Raw genomic sequence first — 19,775 nt, 5'->3', positions numbered from 1 at the left:
GCGGCCCCCCTACACTTCATTTGGAATGTGAAAGTAATCCTGATAACGCTTGAATAGCTCCCGTTCCCGGGCGATCTGTTCATCGCTGCCCATATCAAATTTATGGGGAGGGCGATTTTCCCGGGGGTTATCCGCCAGGTATTTGGCAATGACTCCCCGCTCCTCCCCACTCATGGGTAAATCAAAGTAATCGTAGATCTTATCGACGGTGCTCAGGGGGTCGGCAACCAAGTCTTTGTAAAGAACGTTGAGCACCCGCTCCTTGGACACCACCCCGCCCTCCATCAAATCAATGATGGATTCCAGGCGTTTAGCCGAAGTTTCGGCGCTGATAATAAAATCCCAGGCATTACTGCTCAGGGGGTTGTCGGTGCGCGCCCACTGGGCGGTGCCTATCAAATTCAGGCTGGAAGCCAGCGCCTTGATGGGGTCGCGGTTCATCAACACGATACAGGCATCGGGATAAACCTTGAGCAGATCGGTCAGGTGGTCCAAATGCTCGGGTGCTTTCAGTACCCAGTGCTTTCGTGGGTTCTTCCACTGCAGCAATTTCAGGATGCGCTTGTGATACGCATAACACTGGGTCCAGTCGATCTGGGGCGCGTACTGAATGTAGCTGGGCACCTGGCCCAGAAGATTGAGCCAGGTCACCGACATGAAATTGATCGCCATGATATGGCAGCACTCTTCTGGAATGCGACCATCAAACTCGTGCATGGCGGCGATTTCCGGGGTGACCCGATTCCACTGGTCTGCAATCTGGTGGCCCGCTTCTACCCGGGGGTCGCTGTGATAGCTGTCTTTCTCCGGCGGTGGGCAGGGATAGATGGATTCCCAGGTCGATAGCGCGCCATTACTCGGCGCCGCTGCCAAAGTATTGAGCATAAAAGAGGTGCCCGAGCGCCCCTGACCAATCACCACAATCGGCTGCTTAATTTCCTCGTCAGCGATTTCCGGATGACGCTTGTACTCCTCTTCAATACGCAGGCGAGCACACAAAAACTGCAGAATTTCCGAGCGGGTGCGGATGCGCCCTAACAGGTTCAGTTCCGCCTCTTCTTCCAGCGCCTTAATGTAAACCCGAAAAGGCTCACGCCAGTCATCCGGGCCAAAGTCACTGAGCCCGGTAGCTTTCATGGCGGAATTGAGTAGCGACTGTTCATCCAGCGGCACAATCCCGCCAATGTCCATCCAGCGACCCTCTTCGTTGATGCGTTCAACCCATTCAGGGCGCGGCGCCGGCCGCCAGTTTTCTCGCCGTTGTGAGGTGATATTGCTCATCGTGTTCCCTTCTTATTTTGACACGGGTTTAGGTTTTGATGCGGGCTTAAGGTAGTCATGACGTTCCCTGGGATCTCGCCCGGTATCGGCGACAGATCCGACAGGGCAAGCCCACTCGGCTGGTGCAGCCATAATACAAGCTGTTACACTTTTTAAATCTGTAACTCTGAGTGTATGCCCAGCATGAAAACGATGCAAGGGCCAAACTGAGCTCCGAGTGTTAAGCTCAGCGCTAGCGCAGCACCCTAATGCAACACAGGCAGCCACCCCCCTATGCAGGCACCCGCCACTACCAAAGAATTTGAAGACACGCCCCTGTCACCCCAGCGCCAAGCGGTGATCGCCGCTGCCCGGGATTCCATCTGCCAGCGCGGGATGAAAAAAACCACCATGCTGGCCCTGGCGGCCGATATGGCGCTGTCTCGGCAAACCCTCTATCGCACCTTCGACAATCGGGACGAGTTGCTGGCCATTATCTATGTAAGAGAGTTCGATGATGCGGTCAGCCAGGCATTGGCACCCACCCTCCGCGACAAAGCCTTTGCCGAGGCGGTGGCCGACAGCGTGGTACTCGCCATTGGTCTGGTGGATGACAACCCCATTCTCAACGACATGATGCTGGGCTCCGGGGCGCCCTGGTTTCAGTCCCACATTCTTGATCGCCGCTCCCTGCTCCACGGCAAGTTAATGGCCCTTGGCAAACGCCTGTGGCAAGAGCCCTTGGCCCAGGCCCGGCAAAAGCAGCAGCTCAACCCGGCCCTCAGTGATGAAGAGATTGTGGAGTGGCTGCTGACCAACCATTATTTGACCCTGGTTCGCCCGAAGGAAACCCGGGCCCACCATATCGCCATGCTGCGTAAACTGGTGATTCCTGCTCTGCTCAATGCCTTTGAATAAATGTGCTACCCAAACCGGGTCAGGTAGTCCGCCCGGCGCTGATCGAGCTGGATCTGGCGCTGGCTTGAAGCCATAGGATCAACAGTGCCCGCCATCATTTCGGCCAGGGCGCTTTGCTTGACGATGTCTCCCGAAATCTCCGGTGCCTGAGTCATGGCGCCGCCCTGCCAGCGGACCATCAGCTTGGTCTGCTCCAGCCCGCCAGTATCGAGCCAGTTGGCCACCCCGGGATCGGTGTGGGACACCACAATCCAACGCTCGCCCTCCGCATTCTGCGTCAGCTGAGCCAGGTTGAGAGAGGTCAGCGAATTGCCGGGATTCAATGAACGCTGCCACCAGTCCATCAATACGCCGCCCAGGTAGGGGCTTTGATTGCTGGGTATGCGCAGTACAAAGGCCTCGTCAGGTGCCAAGATCAAGGACGCCATACTGATCCAGGCGGTATTCATCCCGCCCACATCGCCGGTGGGGATGACGGGACTGAGAAAATTAGGGGGCAAACGTCCGGTCATGGCCAACCAGACATACGCGGTGGACACTTCGTTGACGATGAAATGCACGGCGCGTTGCAGAATCTCACTGTCAGTCATCGCCGGTGCGTCCGGCGGGTTCAGGCGCTCAATCTGGTAACGCCCGGGCGCTGACTGCCAATCCGAGTAGGTCTCCCGAATCAGCAGATAGCGGGCATCCCTGGGCAGCGCCGCAGTGCCAACCGCGGAGCCCGCTGGCCCCAGTTCAAGGTAGAAGGTCCGGCCATCGCCAGTTGCAAAATCAGCAAGAGAAAACAGCGCCAACTGGGTCGACAGGGAAGCGTCCCCGCAGACTTGCACCGATACATCCACCCCCGGTGCTGGTAAGGTTCCGCTCAGGGCAAAGTGACCACTGCGATCAACCGGCGCAATGGTGTACAGCGTGTCGGGGTTGTCGCCGCCAAAGCCCCGGTTAGGGAGAATTCCACAATTGATACAGCCCGCACTGAAAATATAGGGCAGCAGCTCGGGATAATTGGGGTCGGAATTAATCGCCTTGAGAGAATAGTTCAGCGCCCACTCGCCCAGCACTGCGGGCAACATGGCCAGGGCTTGTTCGCCGGGACCATTGCCCACCAACATCCGCACGCGGATCTCGGCTTTTTTGAGGGCCGCCTGAATCTCCGCCGTCTCCACCAGACCCGCGGCCCGCTGGAACATTGCCTTGGTCTGGTCGTCACTCATGTCAGAGTTTCCCGCCGATTTTTAATAGCTGATTGCTGTATAGATAGCGTGGCGCATGCCCCAAGCTGGGCTCGCGCCAACCCTTACACAATAGTGAGGCAAACGCCCTTAATCGTACCAGTGCTTGTTGCTCTCGGTGCGCATGCGCATATCCTTGCGCCAGTGAATCGGCGGTAGATCAGTTTGGCGAATACCGGGGCCGTGGGCTACCGCCGCCGGAATACCTTGCAGCAAACATACGGCAAAGGAGAAATAGCCCGGCGCGGCAGGGTCACCTTCAATGGTTTTAATGTCGCTGTTGAAACTTGGCGCCAGATCCAGCACACATTTTGACGAAGGGCGACCTTCGATGGTGATGATCCACTCGGTTTCCCGATTCACATGGGCCGGTTTCATCAGGGGCGTCATATACCAGCCCACCCGCATGGTAATAAAGGGGGTATCCCCCACATAACCAATGGACTCATAGGCCACACTGCCGGTGGTGCCTTGCTTGATGGTCATACAGTCCACAGCGATATCCCGGGGCGCGGGCTCGGAATAACTCGCCGCTTCTATGCGAGACAGCTCAACCCCCATGGAATCGGCCATATGCTGGATCATCTGGAACCAGTACTGGCGTTGGTAGAACAGCGCCGGGCTGGTTTCATCCATGGCTTTGTTGGGGTCACCACCCAGGCCGATAATACCCAGGGTGGTGGCATTTTCTTGGTCTTCGCAGTCAAAATATTCTTCTATTTTTATGCTCTCGACCTCGCTGGACAGGCCGGTTTGCAGCAGCACAAAGCGGTGGCCGATAAAGTCGGGGTTCACACCGCTGGCATAGAAGGTGCCGCCGCCCTGGGCCGCTGCCTCTTCCAAAGCCTGTTTGAATTTGGGGTCGCGGTAGGCGAGATAGGTGTAGGGCAACGACGTCACCACCACTTTGCCCGCCCGCAGTAGAGTCAGAAAATCCTCTTCGGCAGGGCCGCCGGGAAAATCCAGGGCGGTGTACAAAACCACATCGCAGTCAATCGCCAGAAAGGCATCCAGATCACGGGTTGCGTACACGCCGATTGGGTCCTTGCCCACCAGTTCGCCGATGTCCTTACCGTCTTTGTGCTCGCTGTATACGTAAGCACCCACTACTTCCATATCGTTCCGGCGCAGCGCTTCACGAATACACACCGAGCCCACATCACCGGGGCCCCACACTGCCATGCGATAGGGTGTTGTTCTGGCAAGAGTCGCCATTGCTTTTCTCCTTCTTATTAGTAAGTCCAGTTGAGACGCAAGCCATAAACCGGCGGCGCATTGAGTATTTGGTTACGACCAAGGTCCGCCACAAACACCGCTTCGTTGTAGACCACATCGGTGATGTTTTCGCCGAAGGCGGTAATCTGCAGGTCCCAGGGGTAGTAGAAGTAGCTCACCCGGGCGTTGACCAAGGTGTAAGACTCACGGGCATAGAGGTCAGAGTTTTGGGGCAGAAAGAAAAAGCCGTCGTTATAGTAAGCATCGGCACCAACCTCAACACCGTGATCGGCGCCCAAATCGATCGTCTGGTTCACACCGATGGTGTAGGTCAGTTCCGGCGTTCGCACTATGCGATTGCCGGAGAAATCTCTGGGCGGCAACAGGTTGGTGGACCCGTCACCAAAGGCCAGCCCGGTGTCGTCATCGAAGCCACGGCCATCAGGATAGTCTGTGTACTCGGTGTCGAGGTAGGTCACGGCACCGGTGACTACCAGGCCCGGATTCCACTTCGGCATTGGCACCGCCAGAAAGTCCATCTCCCAGCCGGATATTTCCGCCTCACCCGCATTGTCGTAGCTCACGATACCACCCGAGGTCACCGCCACAATCCCGGTCAGCAAGTCCTCCTGCTTGGTGTGGAAAACCGCGGTATTCAGGGTCAGTCCGCCATCAAACAGGGTGGTCTTTAAACCCAGTTCCGCAGAGGTCACCGTTTCCTCTTGCACGGGTGACGGTGTTTCGGTCAGGTTTACCGTGTTATAGGTGGGGCTCTTGTAGGCCCGGGCGATGGAGGTGTAGATCTGGGTATCACCGCCGCCAGGGAACCAGCTCAGGGCGATACGCGGCGACCATTGATAGGCCGTCAGATCCGGCACATCGTCTTCCCGCAGAATAAACTCGCTGCCGTCAGCCGCTTCAATTCCCATCCGGGATTTTCTCAGTACCCGGGTCTCCTCCTGGTAGCGTAAGCCCAGGGTCAAATCCAGGTTTGTCGCAAGGGCATAGGTGCCCTGAAAGTAAGTTGAGAAGGATTGGCTATCGAGCAGGCCGCCAGTGAGGATACGAATGTTGGCGGGATTCGCCGGTAGGCCGATGACCTCACCCACGTCGGCCAACAAGTCGCCAATGGGAATCAGCGCATCATCGCCCGACAGCAGCCCGGCTGCGACATCCAATCCCAGTGGATCAAAGCCACCGAAACCCTCGATGTAATACAAACCTGCCACCCACTCCAGCTTGTCGCTCCATGGAGTGCCGTCGTTAGACAAAATTTGCAGCTCCGCAGTCTGCTGTTCCGCTACCTGACTGACAGAGAAGAAATTCACCAATGGCAATGCCGATGCATCAAAGTCGGCCTGGATAAACGGCGCAGTCAGGGTTTGATCAGACACAATCAGCTTGTAGTCGACCCAATCGGTATTCCAGGTCAGCGTCGCAGAATACAGCTCGTGTTCGTTTTGCGCCCCAGACAAGGCGTCGTTTTGAATCGTCCGGTCGGCCTTGGGATCTGCTGGTGTTAAGGCGACACCGCCAACACGAGGTGCGGGTAAGGTATTTTCGAAAGCGATGGCCGCGTTGTTGCTGGTCTCCGCATTTGACGCAGACAGCATAATGGCAAGTCGGTCGGTAATGTCCCAGCGCAGTTTCGCCCGCCAGCCCTTGGAGTAAATATCAATGACTGGGCCAGCGGTGTTTTTGATGTAGTTGTCCCGCTGGGTATCGTAGGCCGCCACCGACATGGCAACTCCGTCGACGATTGGCACATTGATATAGGCGGTGACATTCTGCTCGTCGTATTCGGCCAGCTCAACTTTTATATCACCGGTGAATTCATCTGAGGGGTTGGGGGTAATAATGTTGACTGCACCACCAGTTGCATTGCGGCCAAATAGCGTCCCCTGGGGGCCTTTCAACACCTCGACCCGCTCCACTCTACCCAGCGTATCCTGGCTGCCTTGAGAACCAATCAGCGCAACCCCATCAATATAAAAGGGCACCGAGGAATCGGCACCGGGAAGGAAGGCATCGGTACCAACACCGCGCAGGTACGCCAGGCTGTAGCCCGCTGAATTGGTAATGGTGAGCCCGGGAGTAATCCGCTCCAGATCCTGAATATCGTCAATGCCAAAGGCATCCAGTTTCGCCGGACTAAAGGCACTGATCGAGATGGGGACTTCCTGGAGGTTTTCCTCTCGCTTCTGGGCCGTTACCACCACCTCTTCAAGCATTCGGTTGGCGCGCTTTTCATTCTGGGGCGCCGCGCCGCCTTCCTGCGCCACACCCACTTGGCTGACCAAGATAAGGGATAACCCCGCCATCACACATTTCGAATTGTGAGCCACGATACCACACTCCAAGATTGTTATTATTGTGCCCCGCCCGAAGGCGGGAGCCCTGATCCAGATTTATATTTGAGATTCCGGCAGTTGAATAACTACCTCACCCATGGCCTCGCTGACCACTAATTGACAACTCAAGCGGCTGCGCGGCTGAGGGTTCAGCACGCATTCCAGCATTTCGCGTTCAATGCCATCTGCCTCGGGAAAAATGCCCGGGTCGACATAGCAATGACAGGTAGCGCAACTGCAGCCACCACCGCAATCCGCCAGAATGCCATCCACTCCGGCTGCCAACGCGGTTTCCATTACGCTATTGCCTGCCGTGGCCTCTACCCGCGTCTGCTCACCAGAAGCATTTTCAAAAATCAATACTGTCATTATGTTTCCACCACCTTTGCTGCAAGGCCACACCGTTCAATTTATTTTCCAGAATTCGCTTACCACGACAGCGGCAATGCGTGAATCCCGATGTTCTGGCCGGTCATTGTTACCACTTTCTCAGCGGCCTTGATTTCAAACTCCGGAATGCGGCGGAGCCACTCTTCCAGCAATGCGTTCAACTCGGTACGCGCCAGATTCATGCCCACGCACTTGTGAGGCCCTTCACCAAAGCTCGGTACTTTTTTCGGGCAACGGCCAAAATCAACCTTCATTGGGTCTTCCCAGGCTCGTTCGTCGAGCGCATGCATACACATTTCAACGATGATTTTCTCACCTGCCCGCAGGGTCACACCGTCCAGCTCGACGTCTTTGAGCACTTTGCGCGCCGTTGACACAATAGAGAAACGCCGCAGCATTTCGTCGACCGCCACAGGAATCTTGCTGGGATCGGCAACCAGTTCACGGCGGTGCTCGGGGTTCTCGGCCAAAAACTTCATCATAAAGCCCATGGTGTGGGACACCGAGTCCAGACCACCCAGCAACAAGATGGTTACCGAGGCGGTGACTTCCATATGACTTACCGGACGGTCGCCCACGGTGATCCGGTGAAAGCGGCTAATCAGGTCTTCGCCGGGCTCCTGTTCACGGCGAGTGACCCATTCGTCGCAGTAGGCAAACACACCCATTGCCGCTTCGCCCCGGGCCTGGGGATTGTCGCCGTGGGTCACCGCATCCACCAGCGGAATCAGGCGCTCCCGGTCTTCAAAGGGCAGGCCAAGTAATTTCATCACCACCACGATGGGAACATGCAGCGCCACATCGGCCATAAATTCGCACTCCCCCTGGGCAATAACCGTATCAATACAGCGGTTAATCGCGTCACGGGCGAGATCACCCAGCTCGGGCACTTTGCTTGGCGACAGCGCAATATTGTAGGGATGGCGAAAGGCGCGGTGCTCCGGCGGATCCGTCATCAAGGGCGGAAAATCCGGCGTGCCTGGCGGCATATCGGGTACCAGCACCGCCTGACGGGAAGTAAAAGTCTCGGTATCGGTGAGAATACGATGCACCAGTTCGGCACTGTTAGCCACCCAGTAGCCACCGTAGTGGGGGGTATAAAACATGTCCGGGGATGCGTCCTTAATGCTTTTCCATGCGGCGAAGGGGTCTACCTCACCGCCGGGAATATTGTATATATCCACGTCCCGTACGCGATCCTGAGGGACATGTGCTGGAATGCTCTGCTCCATAAAAATACCAATCTATTGTTGCGTTTATTTTTCTAGTTAATAGCGCTTGGCAAAGGTTTTCGAGCGGAAGCCGCTCAATTATTTAACCGTTGGCCGACAGCACTCTACACAAATAGCGGGTTCATCACACTCAATTCCCGATCGAGAACAAAATCGCCATAGGCTTCATAGCTTATGCATTGATTAAAAATCACATGGCGCGAACCAACATTGAAATCCAGCCAGTAGCGCTGACACAGATTCGACTCGCTGAAGGCGGACGACCCGGCTAAGTCCATCAACATGGAGGAGGCATCGCTCAACAGCTTGATCGCCAGCGCCACTTCGGCGCGAATATGATGACTTTCTTCAACGGTGAAATAGCGTGCTTCAAGCGCAGCGTCGTCCACCATTTTGTTGGTTGAATCCATAATACAACGCGCTGAGCGTATCTTGGTTGCCGCTTCACCGATGGATGCCCGATACGCGCCAGAATCCTGCCGTTGTGGATAATTGGTGTACAGAACCGGCTTTTCCTTGCCCGCCACCACCGCATCCAGCTGACCCTCTACGGCGCCAACCAATACACCCAGGGCCTTGGCTCGCAGCAGCGGGAAGGCAACCCAGTAATCGCTGGACTCCATGGTAAAGGTATGGGGTTCGCCACTGGAAACACCCGCCATCTTGGTGGTGTGGTCTGTGCGAACAAACACATTTTCAGCTACCAGGGTATCGGAGCCCGAGCCGCGCATACCCACCACATCCCAGGTATCGAGCCGCCGGACTTCGTCGATTCCTACCAGACACATAATCGGCTGCTCACCCAACATGCCTTGCAGCAGCGCGTATTTGGCGTGGTGGCAGTTGGAGCCATAGGCCCAGCGACCATTAAGCAAGTAGCCGCCCTCAACCTCCGACAAAGTCCCCGCGCCATTCTGGGGACTGGTCATCATCGGAATGCCTTTACTGAACACGGCCTTTTGCAGCGAGTCCTTCATTTGCGAAGCCATCCACGCCACAGAATTGGTGATGGACACACTCCATGCCGTTGACGGACAGCCCCGCGCCACCTCTGCCGATACCCGCGCCAAACCCACCGACGAAAGATTGCCGCCGCCCCAGCGCTTTGGCACCGATAGTCCGTGCAATTTGGCCTCGGTGACTGCCGCAACGACCTCGGCCACCATTTCACCGATTTTATGGTGGGTCTGGGTGTGTTTACGCAACAAGGGACGCATCGCCTTGGCCGCCGCCATCGCGGCTGCTTCGGCGTCCTGATCAAAACTCAGAGGTAAGTCTTGTTGCAAATTTGGGGAAGCAACCGCCATAGGTGTAACTCCGTTATCGAGGCGCGCACAGCGGCGCGCATTCTTATTTCTTTCGGCTCACTTGCCAGCTACCAAAGTACGAAATCGCTCTGCACTTAGAAACCAGCAACACGCTATAAGCCCTATTGGTTTTTTTTGATCGGACCTTTTTACTTGGACTCATCTACCTGGGGGTTCGACTTTTCCAGCAGGCATTGGGGGTCACAGCCGCCATAGCCGGTCACCCAGGGCATTTCACGCGGGGTCATGTCGTAATCCAGCACCCAGGTCGCCGGGTTGAGATCCACGGGATCAGCAGCGAAAGACAAGTGGGTGTGCAAAATTTTCCACTGGCCATCAATTTTTTCGACCACATCGGTCTGACGCATGACCCAGTAAATGGGCGTGTTGTTCGGTCCGGGAATCTTGTAGATCTGATTCATGTACACAAAGCCCGTGGTGCCTTTGGCGTAGACATGCATGTTTTTCAAATACAGGTCACCGACAAATTTTGGACCAATGAAGTTAAACCAATTGCGCACGTCTTCGCCGTGGTACTGGCCCGGCGCAAGAATGTCGATAAAGCTGATATCCTCGCTGTCGGCGTAGTAGCGCAGCGGGTTATCCGGGTCTTTAATGAATTCTTCGTTGTAGTTCTTCTCAACAGCCTTCTCCATGGCGACAATCTCCGCCATGACTTTAGGGTCGGTGCCAAACAGCGCTTTGGGCGCTTCCCACTTGCGCTCGGTCATCACATCTCCCGCCGATACACAGGCTGAGGTCAACGCGCAGCTCAGAGCCAGACAGACGGCGGGAATCAAGGATTGCAATTTCTTCATAAGAACCTCTGTTATTGTCGTTAGGCAGTAATTTTTAAGGCGATATGTGACCGGCGACCCGCGCCAGCACCCCGGCACAATCGTTAGGCATCGCGGTGCCGCTCCAGGCAATGTGGTGATCTGGGCGAACCAATATGAAGTCGTAGCCGAGGCGGCGCAGTGAGGGTTCATCACCCAGGGCCAGCAGATCCACCGGAATGCCCTGCTCTTCGGCGGCGGCTAACAGCGCACTGCCATCGGCGGTGCCAAGGGTAATCAGGGTGAACTCCCGACCAAGACGGTCATACAAGGCGCTACCATCGCCCAGATAGAAATGGGGCAGACGACAACCGGGATACGCCGAGGGCTGAACCCTAAGACGATCAAAGACCGGCGCCAGGGTGTCGGGCTGATCATAGGAAATCACCGGCGAGTCGATATAGCGGTAACCGTGCTCAATGCCGTAGCTCTCGTTTTCAGCATTGCCGATACGCTGGATTTCAGCGCTGATAGCATCTCGCACAGACTGGTTGTCAGCAGCTTCCAAGTCGAATTGCTCACGCTGCTGCTGAATAAACCCTTCAATGGCAAAGCGCTCGCCCATATTGCTGGCGGCAGCATCGCGGTTTTGCAGCGCAATTTTGCGCCGTTCCTCGACGCTCTCAAGCAGGGCTTCACCGCCCCAGCCGTTGATCACCGCAGATAGCTTCCAACCCAGGTCGGCGGCATCCCACACTCCGGTATTCATGCCGTAACCGCCAGTGGGGATAAACTGATGGGCGGCGTCCCCGGCCAAGAACACGCGCCCTTCCCGGTAGCGATCGGCAACCACCTGATGGGGCGTCCAGTGATTGGCCACCAGAATTTCGAAGTCGAAATCCTGTCCGGCAAAGCGGCGCAGCAGGTCGGCTTCATCGACGTTGTCCAGGTCGCTGCCCGGCGGCAGCACCGCGTGTAAGGTCCAGATATCCCGGCCGTTCTGGCTGATCAGGGTGCCCACCCCCGTCTGCAGGTGATAGGCAGCACCAAATTTTGCCAGCACATCCAATGCCTCGGAGCGGAAATGGACCATGTAGATCGGCACAATGCCAAAGTCCCCTTCCAGGCCAATACCCGCGATCTTGCGCACCCGACTGCCACCACCGTCGCAGCCCGCCAGATACTGGCTGCGCAGTGTCCGGCGCTCGCCGCTGTTCTGATTCACAATATCCGAGCTGACCCCGTCGGCATCCTGGCTGAAGCTGTCAAAGGCCCAGCCAAACATCACATCGATCAAGGGCTCGGCATCAATGGCCGCTTTCAGCACCGGCTCCAGCATCACCTGGGACACCCGCATTGGCGGTTCCAGGGTCATGGTGCCGTCGTTCAGCTCCCGACTGCGGGTGCGAAACTCTGCTGGCGGGCCGTAGTTGAAGCGATGCAACAGATAGCCAGTCGCACTGGTGGCGTAGGTAATATCGAGATCCTGATCCTCCGGCACTCCTGCCGCCCGGGCCGCATCGACAATGCCGAGACGGCGAAACAACTCCATGCTGCGGCCATTGGTCAAATCCATTTTGGGATGACGGGTGGTGGTGCTATTGCGCTCAACAAGGGTGCTTGCCACACCATGGCGGGCAAGTTCCAGCGCCAGGGTCATGCCGACCGGGCCACCACCAGCGATCAAAACGGGACCGATTTTTTCTGAGTTCGTCATGCTGTCTTTCACTTATTTTTTTAATGAAGGGAGTGTTCCACCTCACTCAGCCGCCCACAAGCCAGCTGAGCCTATGGCGGCTATTGCTATTTTTTAGGCGACGATCAACGCCAGGCCCGGCTCTTCCAGGCACTGGCGCAAAAACCCCAGAAAGCGCGCCGCATCGGCGCCGTTAATCACCCGATGGTCAAAGCCCAGGGTCACCGGCATGATCAGCCGATTGCTCACCGCCCCGTCATCCATCACACAGCGGCTGCGGCTCGATGCCACACCCAAAATGGCCACTTCTGGCCAGTTGACTACTGGAAACAAGCCCGACACACCCAAGCCGCCGAGATTGGAGATGGTGAAACCATTACCTTCTAATTCCGCTGCGGTGAGCTTTCCAGCCACTGCCCGCTCGCTGATTTGTTTCAACTCAATGGCAATGCTCAGAGCCGATTTTTTCTCGGCATCGCGAATCCCTGGCACCACCAAACCCCGAGGTGTATCCACCGCCACCCCGATATTGACGTACTTGCGCTGTAAGACCTGCTGGGCCTGCGCATCCAACACACTGTTGAAGTCGGGGAAGCGGGTCAGGGCCAGCGCTACAATCTTGCACAACAGCGCGGTAACGGTCAGCGGCGGATTATCTTTGCTTTCGTTCTTAAAGCGCTTGCGCAGAGCTTCCAGCTCGGTGATATCAATCTCTTCCTGAACCCAGGCATGGGGAATCTGTTGCCAGGCAATGGTCATATTGCGCGCCGTTGCCTTGCCAATACCGCTCAGGGAGCGTGACGCTACTTCACCAAAACGCGAGATATCCGGCAGCGCTGGCGCGGCGGAGACCCCCTGCGCCTCGGGCTGGCGCAAACGCTGGCGGGTATGCCGGATGACATCCTCTTTGGTGATTCGCCCCCGGGCGCCGGTGCCCGTGATATCGCCAAGGTCCACACCCAGCGTGCGCGCCAACTGGCGAGCGGCGGGGCCGGCGGGATAGACATTCAGTTCACCAGCGGGCTCACTCTCTTGCATACCGGCAACAGCGGCTTGCTCAGCCGCTGGAGCTGTACTCTCCATGGCTGGCGGATTCGCCGAGGCAGGTGTCTGTGGGGCCGGAGCCTCTTCGTCATTCTCGATACGCTCCGCAAACTCAGCCGTGTCGGCGGCGGGAGTCTCCTCATTCGCGGCATCCCCCTCACTGCGCAAATAGCCCACTACATCGCCGCCGCAAACCTGCTGGCCAAGGCTGACCGATAGACTGTCGATCACACCGCTGCTGGGCGCCGGAATCTCCACCACCACCTTGTCGGTTTCGACTTCCATAAAGATGTCGCCAGCGCTGAGGGCTTCCCCTACGGCTGCCAGACGGACAATCTCTCCAGTAATACGGTCGCTGTCGCCCAGCGCCGGCAAAATAATCTCGGTTGCATTACTCATCACCAGGCCCTCACCGCGATACCGGATTGAATTTATCTGTGTCGATATCCAGCGCCGTTCGCTGAGCCTCAAGGGTGACCAGATCGATATCACCCTGGCGATACAGGGCGCTGAGGGCGGCAAAGCTGATGTCTGCGCTGGCCACTTCAAAGTAACGGCGCAGCTCAGGCCGCGCTTCGCTCACGCCATAGCCATCGGTGCCCAGGGTGGTGTAGGGGCCGGGAATCCACTTGGCGATCATATTGGGCAGGGACTTCATATAATCAGTCGCGCTGACGAACACCCCTTCCTCGTTCGCGAGCAGCTGCTCCAGCCAGGAGCGCCGCAGCTCTGCCTCCGGGTGCAGTCGGTTCCAGCGGTCGCAATCCTCTGCCTCCCGGCTCAACTCGATAAAGCTGGTCACGCTGTAGATCGCCACGGCATAGCCCAAGCCCTCCAGGTGCTCTGCCGCCGCCAGGGCCTGCTGCATAATCGCGCCACTGCTCAGCAGGTTAATCCGGGCGCCGTCGCCACTGCCACGGCGGTAGCAATAGGCGCCGCGCAGAATGCCCTCTTCGATATTTTCAGCATCGGGCATGGCCGGCATCGGATAATTCTCGTTATACACCGTCAGGTAGTAGAGCAGGTTCTGACCCTGACGATACATGCGGTCAATGCCGTCACGAATAATCACTGCCAACTCAAAACCAAAGGCAGGATCGTAGGCCTTCATGTTGGGTACGGTGGCTGCCAACAAGGGCGAGTGGCCATCCTGATGTTGCAGGCCCTCACCGTTGAGGGTGGTGCGACCGGCGGTGCCGCCGAGCAGAAAGCCCCGGCACATCATGTCGCCGCAGGCCCAGATCATGTCGCCAACCCGCTGAAAGCCAAACATGGAGTAGAAAATATAAAAGGGAATCATCGGCACACCGTGCACGGCGTAGGCGGTACCGGCGGCCATAAACGAGGCGATGGCACCGGTCTCGCAGATCCCTTCCTGCAGAATCTGGCCATCTTTTGCCTCCCGATAGACCATCAGGCTGTCGCTATCTACCGGGGTGTAATTTTGCCCTTGGGGCGAATAGATACCGGCCTGGCCGAACAGGCCGTCCATGCCAAAGGTACGGGCCTCATCCGGCACAATGGGCACAATGAACTTACCCAGGGATTTGCTCTTGAGCAGCCGCGACAGAATGCGCACCACCACCATGGTGGTAGACACCTCACGCCCCTTGCTACCCGCATCAAACTCGGCAAACTCCTCTCGGCTCGGCGCCTCGATGGCAGGGCAATCCACTACCCGGGCAGGCAGATGGCCACCCAACTCCTGCCGTCGGCGCATCAGGTACTCCCGCTCGGGGCTGTCCTCTGGCGGCAGATAAAACGCCGCCTTCCTAGCGTCCTCTTCAGGAAGCGGGATACCGTAATTTCGAGCGCACTCCAGTCGTTCGCTCTCGTCGAGGTTCTTCTTCTGGTGCGCGGTATTGCGGCCCTGGGCCGCCTTGCCCATGCCGTCACCTTTCACGGTTTTGACCAGAATCACCGTGGGTTTGCCTGAGGATTTACCCGCGCGGTCAAAGGCGGCATAGACTTTCTTCGGGTCTTGACCACCTCGCTTGATATCGCGAATCTCGTCGTCAGTCAGGGTATTCATCATTGCCTTGAGCTCGGGGTTGTTCTCTACCCAATGCTCGCGCTGAACATTGCCGGGCAAAATGGAAAAGTACTGGTAATCACCGTCTACGCACTCTTCCATTCGGCGGCGCAATACGCCCTTGCGGTCACTGGCCAGTAAGCCGTCCCAGCCGCTCCCCCAGATCACTTTGATTACCTGCCAATCGGCACCGCGGAAGCTGCGCTCCAGTTCCTGAATGATCTTGCCATTGCCGCGAACGGGGCCGTCGAGGCGCTGCAGATTACAGTTGACCACCAGCACTAAGTTATCCAGATTTTCTCGGGCGGCGATATTGATGGTGCCCATCACCTCGGGCTCATCGGCCTCACCATCGCCAATAAAACACCAGATTTTGCCGCCGTTAGCCGGCTTCAGGCCCCGGGCCTCAAGGTACTTGGCAAAGCGCGCCTGATAGATGGCCGACGGAGTGGACAAGCCCATTGAGGCATTGGGCATCTGCCAGAATTCCGGCATCGAACGCGGATGGGGATACGAGCACAAGCCGCCCCCGGGCTGCAGCTCCCGGCGAAAATTGGCCAGCTGTTGTTCGCTCAGGCGCCCCTCCAGAAAGGCCCGGGCATAAACACCGGGCGCCGCATGGGGCTGGACCAGCACCAGATCGCCGCCGTATTCCTCTGAGCGACAGCGAAAGAAATGATTAAAGCCCACCTCCAGCATGGTCGCTGCCGAGGTATAGGTGGCGATATGCCCGCCCACTCCGGACTGCTGATCCTGAGCCTGCAACACCATCGCCATGGCATTCCAGCGAATGATATTTTCAATTCGCTTCTCCAGTTCGATGTCCCCGGGATACATGGGCTGCCGAGCCAGGGGAATAGAGTTGATGTAGGGTGTATTTAGGGTCGCCTCGTTGAGGGGAACCCCGAGGGACAAGACGTGATTCTGCACACTGCGCAGCACCTCCCGAACCCCCTCTTCGCCGTAGGCGTCGAGAATATAGTGAATGGATTCAAGCCAGTCCTGCCTGACGTCCTGAAGGGTTTCTGCAATATCGAGTGCGGCTTGGTTCATCGTGATCAGCTGCCAAGTAAATTATTATTGGAGCGATATCTTGCACAACTGCTGTTCACTGCACGACAAATCTGACCGATAGCCGTTATAGAAACTCTTGCCAATCAACCCATTCTTGAACCTCAGCAGCCCCCCAGCCTCAGCCGGTCGCCAGTTCAAAAAAAGGCATGGCGCCGATCACAATATTTTATTGCTCCCGCTCAGCCCGCTGGCAATACTCCTCGAATACCAATAATGAATCGCGGCCGCCGCCAGGGTGCGCTGCCCTGTCTGGAGCAATGATATGGCTGACAGCACTGCCGATACGCGAGCGGCCTGTGAGGCGCTAATCTTTAATTTCGCCTACCACATTGATCACCACGAATTCGACTTGGCCATCGATCAATTCGCGAATGACGCCGTGTTTGAGCGCCCCGATGGCGCGCTCTCTGGCCACGGAGAAATGCGATCCTTCTGGTCGGGGCGTTCCCCCAATCATGTCACCCGCCACCTATGCCATCGACCCCATTTTCTGGAGACCTCTACCGGCACGGCCCGCGCCGTTACCCAGGTAACCCTTTACCAAGCCGAAAAAGCGGAGGGCGCGCCCATCGCCCAGGTGGCTGGCCCAATGGGGATTGTTGAATTTCATGACACCTTCGTACGGGGCGCCAGCGGCTGGAAAATTGCCCACCGCAAAGCAGTCCCGGTTCTGATTTACACCAAATAACACCCGACATTTGACGAGGCTTTTATGAGCACACCTGCCCAATACATTCGGCCTGCCTACATGGCCCACCTGGTCATCCAAACCCGTCGCTACCAGGAGATGATCAACTGGTACGCCACGGTATTCCAAACCGAGCCCGTCTTTGAAAGCGACAAGTTGACCTTTGTCACCTACGACGATGAACACCACCGCTTTGCCTTTTTGAACCTGCCTCCGCAATGCCCGGAAGACAAGAACCCAATGGCACCCGGCATTGCCCACACTGCCTATTCATATGCCTCAATGAACGACCTGGTACAAACCTACGCCCGACTAAAAGGTGAGGGTATTCTGCCGCGCTGGTGTATCAACCACGGCATTACCACCTCCTTTTACTACGCCGATCCCGACGGTAATGAACTGGAGTTTCAATACGACAACTTTCGCACTCCCGAGGCATGCAAGGCGTATTTCTCTTCCGAAGCCTACTTCAGTAACCCCATTGGCAAACCCTTCGAACCCAACGTGCTGCTGTCCTGCTTTGAAGAAGGCATGAGCGAAGCCGACATGCTCGCCGCCGCAGAAGAAGCGGCTGACCCCAACGCCCTGCCCGTTGTGTAACCCCTCATAAATAAGGCTGAACGTTATGTATGATATCGAGCGATTAAAAAAGCAGGCCCATTTCAAAGAGGGCAAATTCTGGGGCTCGCCGCTGAACTTCCTGCCCGAGAACAATCAGGGCATGGCAGGGCGCAAGGTCAACATTCACGACGTGACACTGCGCGACGGGGAACAAACCTCCAATCTCGCCTTTAGCCTGTCTGACCGGCTGCGCATCGCCGAAGCCCTCAATGAGCTGGGGGTTGCCCGCATCGAAGCGGGCATGCCGATCATCTCCGAAGAGGTTCGCCAGGGCATCCGCAAAATGGTGGATATGCAGCTGGACTCGGAAGTTGTCGGCTTTTGCCGTACTCACCGCCTCGATGTGGATCTGGCCGAGCAGTGCGGTGTTAAGACCGTCATCGTCGAGCACATCGTTAACCCTTACATGATTCAGCAAGCCTATGGTCTGGAGAAACAACAGGTCATCGACAACTGCATCGACGTGATCAGCTACGCCCAGGAAAAGGGCCTGAAGACTTCCTTCATGGGCTGGGACATGACCCGCTGTGACGACCCGGATTTTCTCGAGGACGTTTACAAGCAGATTTTCGAAAGCTGCGAGCCCGCCTCAATCATCCTGGTAGACACCCTCGGTTGCGCCCTGCCCCGGTCGGCTGGCTACCTGGTAAAGCAGTTCAAGGAGTGGCTCCCCACAGCGTCCATTGAATATCACAACCACAATGAATTTGGCCTGGCCATTGGCGGGGTGGTGGAAGCCGTCGCCGCCGGCGCCGACACCGTCCATACCTCAATCAATGGGCTCGGTGAGCGCACCGGCAACGCCGCCACCGAAGAGGTCGCCATGATGCTGGAGGTACTGGCGGGTGTAGACACCGGCCTCAACCTCAATAAATTGATGGAAACCTCGATCCTGCTGGCTAACCTGACCAATCAGACGATCCCCCGCAACAAGCCCATTGTCGGTCGCGGACTGTTCGATATGGAGTCCGGTATTGGTGTGGACATTATGCGCAAGTTCAATGCCATTGGCTTTACCGTACCCGAAGTCACGGCGCCCTATGCCGCGAAAATGGTCGGTCAGTCTGAGGGCACCCCGGTACTCGGTAAAAACAGTGGCCGCTCAACCATCTGCTATTTCCTTGAAAAACTCGGCTTGAGCGCCAATGATGACCAGATCGCCGAGCTCACCGAACGGGTCAAGGAAGAGGGCCGTATCCAGCGCCGCCTGCTATCTGAATCCCAGTTCCGCGGGCTTTGCGAGAAAATCCTCTAAACCGGCGAATGCGCAAGCAGGCACCGCCAACCGACAACAGTGAGAGCGCCCCATGTTCGACAAAGCCACAGAATTGAACGCCGACATTCACGAGCTCATTGCCAAGCGGTGGAGCGGTGTTGCCTTTGATCGAGAGCGGCAGGTCGATCCAGCCGCCCTCGAACGGCTTGTTGAAGCCGCCCGCTGGGCGCCCTCTTGTTTTAATGAACAGCCCGCCAGGCTACTGGTGGGCAACCGGCACACGCACCCGGCCTGCTGGCAGGGCATTTTTGACAGTCTGGTGGAGAAAAATCAGCAATGGTGCGAAGCCGTGCCGGTGCTCATGGCGGTGATCGGCAAGCGGGTCTTTACCCATAACAACGCAGCAAACCCCTGGTTTGAGTACGATTGCGGCGCCGCTGCCCTCAGTGCCTGCTTGCAAGCCCGGCACGACGGTCTGATGACCCATCAGATGGCCGGTTTCAACCCGGAGCAACTGCGCCAGACCTTTGCCATTCCCGAGGACTACAAAGCCGTCGCCATTATGGCCATCGGCTACCAGCTTGCCGAAGCAGAAATCCCCGAATCATTGGCCAGCCGCGAGCTTGCCCCGCGCCAACGCAAGCCCAGCCGGGAGCTGGCCAGCTTCGGCTCGACCGAAGGTTTGTGGTGACTCAAAACAAGCGGGCTGATCGCGGTTAAACG

The 19,775-nt window shown here is 57.1% G+C and carries 16 protein-coding genes; 5 read left to right on the top strand and 11 right to left on the bottom strand.

The annotated features are described in order from the left end of the window. Positions 1-9 precede the first annotated feature (9 nt). Complete coding sequence (locus tag NCG89_RS14105) at positions 10-1,281, bottom strand: sulfotransferase family protein (protein WP_251087199.1); 1,272 nt, start codon at positions 1,279-1,281, stop codon at positions 10-12. A gap of 273 nt (positions 1,282-1,554) precedes the next feature. Here NCG89_RS14105 and NCG89_RS14100 point away from each other — a divergent pair, with 273 nt between their 5' ends. Beyond that, entirely contained in the window at positions 1,555-2,178 is a 624-nt protein-coding gene (locus tag NCG89_RS14100) for a TetR/AcrR family transcriptional regulator (RefSeq protein ID WP_251087198.1), read from the top strand. A 5-nt stretch (positions 2,179-2,183) separates the two neighbouring features. Here the strand turns inward: NCG89_RS14100 and NCG89_RS14095 are convergent, their stop codons facing one another. From NCG89_RS14095 to aceE, 10 genes are all read right to left on the bottom strand, one after another. Then, the gene (locus NCG89_RS14095; protein WP_251087197.1) at positions 2,184-3,392 is read right to left on the bottom strand and encodes a hypothetical protein; all 1,209 of its coding nucleotides are present in this window, start codon (positions 3,390-3,392) and stop codon (positions 2,184-2,186) included. Positions 3,393-3,500: 108 nt separating this feature from the next. Then, entirely contained in the window at positions 3,501-4,625 is a 1,125-nt protein-coding gene (locus NCG89_RS14090; protein ID WP_251087196.1) for an NAD(P)H-dependent amine dehydrogenase family protein, read from the bottom strand. A 17-nt stretch (positions 4,626-4,642) separates the two neighbouring features. After that, complete coding sequence (locus NCG89_RS14085; protein ID WP_251087195.1) at positions 4,643-6,970, bottom strand: TonB-dependent receptor; 2,328 nt, start codon at positions 6,968-6,970, stop codon at positions 4,643-4,645. 63 nt (positions 6,971-7,033) lie between these two features. Further along, positions 7,034-7,345: a 2Fe-2S iron-sulfur cluster-binding protein gene (locus NCG89_RS14080; RefSeq protein ID WP_251087194.1), complete on the bottom strand. Its 312-nt coding sequence runs from the start codon at positions 7,343-7,345 to the stop codon at positions 7,034-7,036. A gap of 59 nt (positions 7,346-7,404) precedes the next feature. Next, positions 7,405-8,550 (bottom strand): cytochrome P450, encoded by a 1,146-nt coding sequence (locus tag NCG89_RS14075; protein WP_251087193.1) that lies wholly within the window; start codon positions 8,548-8,550, stop codon positions 7,405-7,407. Positions 8,551-8,702: 152 nt separating this feature from the next. Beyond that, complete coding sequence (locus NCG89_RS14070; RefSeq protein WP_251087192.1) at positions 8,703-9,905, bottom strand: acyl-CoA dehydrogenase family protein; 1,203 nt, start codon at positions 9,903-9,905, stop codon at positions 8,703-8,705. Positions 9,906-10,054: 149 nt separating this feature from the next. Continuing rightward, a complete protein-coding gene (locus tag NCG89_RS14065; RefSeq protein ID WP_251087191.1) occupies positions 10,055-10,723 on the bottom strand; it encodes a YybH family protein in 669 nt (222 codons plus the stop codon). Between the two features lie 34 nt (positions 10,724-10,757). Further along, positions 10,758-12,398, bottom strand: coding sequence for an FAD-dependent monooxygenase (locus NCG89_RS14060; protein WP_251087190.1), 1,641 nt, complete (start codon positions 12,396-12,398; stop codon positions 10,758-10,760). Positions 12,399-12,491: 93 nt separating this feature from the next. Next, on the bottom strand, positions 12,492-13,820 hold the full coding sequence (locus tag NCG89_RS14055; RefSeq protein WP_251087189.1) for a dihydrolipoamide acetyltransferase family protein: 1,329 nt from the start codon (positions 13,818-13,820) through the stop codon (positions 12,492-12,494). A 10-nt stretch (positions 13,821-13,830) separates the two neighbouring features. Then, on the bottom strand, positions 13,831-16,506 hold the full coding sequence (aceE, locus tag NCG89_RS14050) for a pyruvate dehydrogenase (acetyl-transferring), homodimeric type (RefSeq protein ID WP_251087188.1): 2,676 nt from the start codon (positions 16,504-16,506) through the stop codon (positions 13,831-13,833). Positions 16,507-16,789: 283 nt separating this feature from the next. Here aceE and NCG89_RS14045 point away from each other — a divergent pair, with 283 nt between their 5' ends. From NCG89_RS14045 to NCG89_RS14030, 4 genes are read left to right on the top strand one after another with little or no spacing between them, the layout of a single operon-like run. Further along, positions 16,790-17,215, top strand: coding sequence for a nuclear transport factor 2 family protein (locus tag NCG89_RS14045; RefSeq protein WP_251087187.1), 426 nt, complete (start codon positions 16,790-16,792; stop codon positions 17,213-17,215). A 24-nt stretch (positions 17,216-17,239) separates the two neighbouring features. After that, positions 17,240-17,815, top strand: a complete 576-nt coding sequence (locus NCG89_RS14040; protein WP_251087186.1) for a VOC family protein — start codon at positions 17,240-17,242, stop codon at positions 17,813-17,815. A 25-nt stretch (positions 17,816-17,840) separates the two neighbouring features. After that, complete coding sequence (locus tag NCG89_RS14035) at positions 17,841-19,091, top strand: LeuA family protein (protein ID WP_251087185.1); 1,251 nt, start codon at positions 17,841-17,843, stop codon at positions 19,089-19,091. Between the two features lie 52 nt (positions 19,092-19,143). Further along, entirely contained in the window at positions 19,144-19,743 is a 600-nt protein-coding gene (locus NCG89_RS14030) for a nitroreductase family protein (protein ID WP_251087184.1), read from the top strand. Positions 19,744-19,775 lie beyond the last annotated feature (32 nt).

It is taken from the genome of Spongiibacter taiwanensis (assembly GCF_023702635.1).
Taxonomy (GTDB): domain Bacteria; phylum Pseudomonadota; class Gammaproteobacteria; order Pseudomonadales; family Spongiibacteraceae; genus Spongiibacter; species Spongiibacter taiwanensis.
The sequence above is the reverse complement of the archived record's forward strand: the minus strand, read 5'-3'. Positions and strand labels throughout refer to the sequence as shown.